Source organism: Variovorax sp. IB41 (assembly GCF_016405905.1).
In the GTDB taxonomy this organism is placed as follows: Bacteria; Pseudomonadota; Gammaproteobacteria; order Burkholderiales; family Burkholderiaceae_C; genus Variovorax.
In genome coordinates this window covers 1-1,458 of sequence record NZ_JAEFCB010000045.1, presented here as the reverse complement: position 1 = coordinate 1,458, position 1,458 = coordinate 1, and the positions used below count along the sequence as shown (strand labels likewise).

Here is a 1,458-nt window from a genome sequence, read left to right as displayed (position 1 = left end):
CACCGTGTTCGATGCACCGGAGGACAGCGGCAACGCGGCTGCTGGCCCCGACACCGTCACGCACTACCGCAACGACTTCACCACCGTTCGCGCGGCCATCCCCTACCGCCCGCTGAGCATCGACGGCCACGGCCAGCGCATCCATCCCAAGCCCAGCGTGCATGGCAGCCAGAGCGCCATCGTGATCGGCGTGGGCGAGAACGCCCCCGTGCACACCGACCGCGACCACCGCGTCAAGGTCCAGTTCCACTGGCAGCGCGGCAGCGCCTCGAGCGCCCGACAACCCCGCGCCGACGGCCAGGACAACGCGCCCGCGGCCGATCGCCTGGGCGCCTGGGTGCGCGTGGCAGCCAGCGCTGCCGGTGACAACTGGGGTCAGGTCGCCCTGCCGCGCGTGGGGCAGGAAGTGCTGGTCGAATTCCATCATGGCGACATCGACCGCCCAGTGGTCGTCGCGGCCCTGTACAACGGCGCCGGCCAGACCGATGCCCAGCACAACGAGAAGTCCGCGGGCGCGGCGCAATCCACCGGCAACGCCCCCGCCTGGTTCGCAGGCGAAGGCAAGGATGCCAAGGAGCATGCGCACAACGCTGTCTTCTCCGGCATCAAGACCCAGGAACTGAGCGCCAGCCAGAGCGGCGACGGCGGCTACAACCAACTGGTCTTCGACGACACCCCGGGGCAGGGCAGCACGAGCCTGGCGACCACGCAGGCGCAGAGCCGGCTGCACCTGGGGCATCACAAGCAGCAGGACGACAACGCGCGCGGCAAGGCGCGAGGCCATGGGGCCGAACTCGCTACGACGGCGCAGGGTGCGATCCGCGCCGGTGCAGGCCTGCTCGTGAGCGCCCACGCCCAGCAGAACGCGAAGGGCGCCTTCATGGCCAGCCGCGAGGCGCAGCAGCAGACGAAACAAGCCGAGGAACTCGCCACGTCGCTGGCCAAGAGTGCGCAGACGCAGAAGGCGCAAATCAAGGGCGAAGAAGCCCCGGACAAGTTGCCCGCCATCGAGGCACTGAAGCACGTGGCCGAAGTGCTGGGGGCACAGCAAGAAGGCAACACCGCGCAATCGAACGGCAGCGGCGGCGATATCAAGGCCACCGAAGGCGGCCAAGGCAGCGTCACCGCGTACAGCGAGCCGCACCTGCAGTTCAGCGCCCCCATGGGCATTGGCTTCGTCACGCCGAAGGAGGCGATTGCCGTCAGCGGCAAGCACACCGCCATCGTTGCCCATCAGGACATCCATCTGCCCGCGCAAGGGCAGATCGCGGTGGGCGTGGCCAAGGGCGTGAGCCTGTACACGTTGGGCGCCAAGGCGAGCGGCGGCAGCGAGCCCAACCAGGAGCGCGGCATCACGCTGCATGCGGCCAGCGGCAGCGTGACGCTGCAAAGCCAGAAGGGCGCCACCAGGATCGCGGCCGACAAGAAGGTGACGATCGCGAGCACGACGAAGAACGT

The 1,458-nt window shown here is 69.0% G+C and carries 1 protein-coding gene; it reads left to right on the top strand.

The window, feature by feature from the left end; all coding sequences use genetic code 11:
- On the top strand, positions 1-1,458 hold a 1,458-nt coding region (locus JC881_RS32210), incomplete at both ends, for a type VI secretion system Vgr family protein (protein ID WP_198789814.1).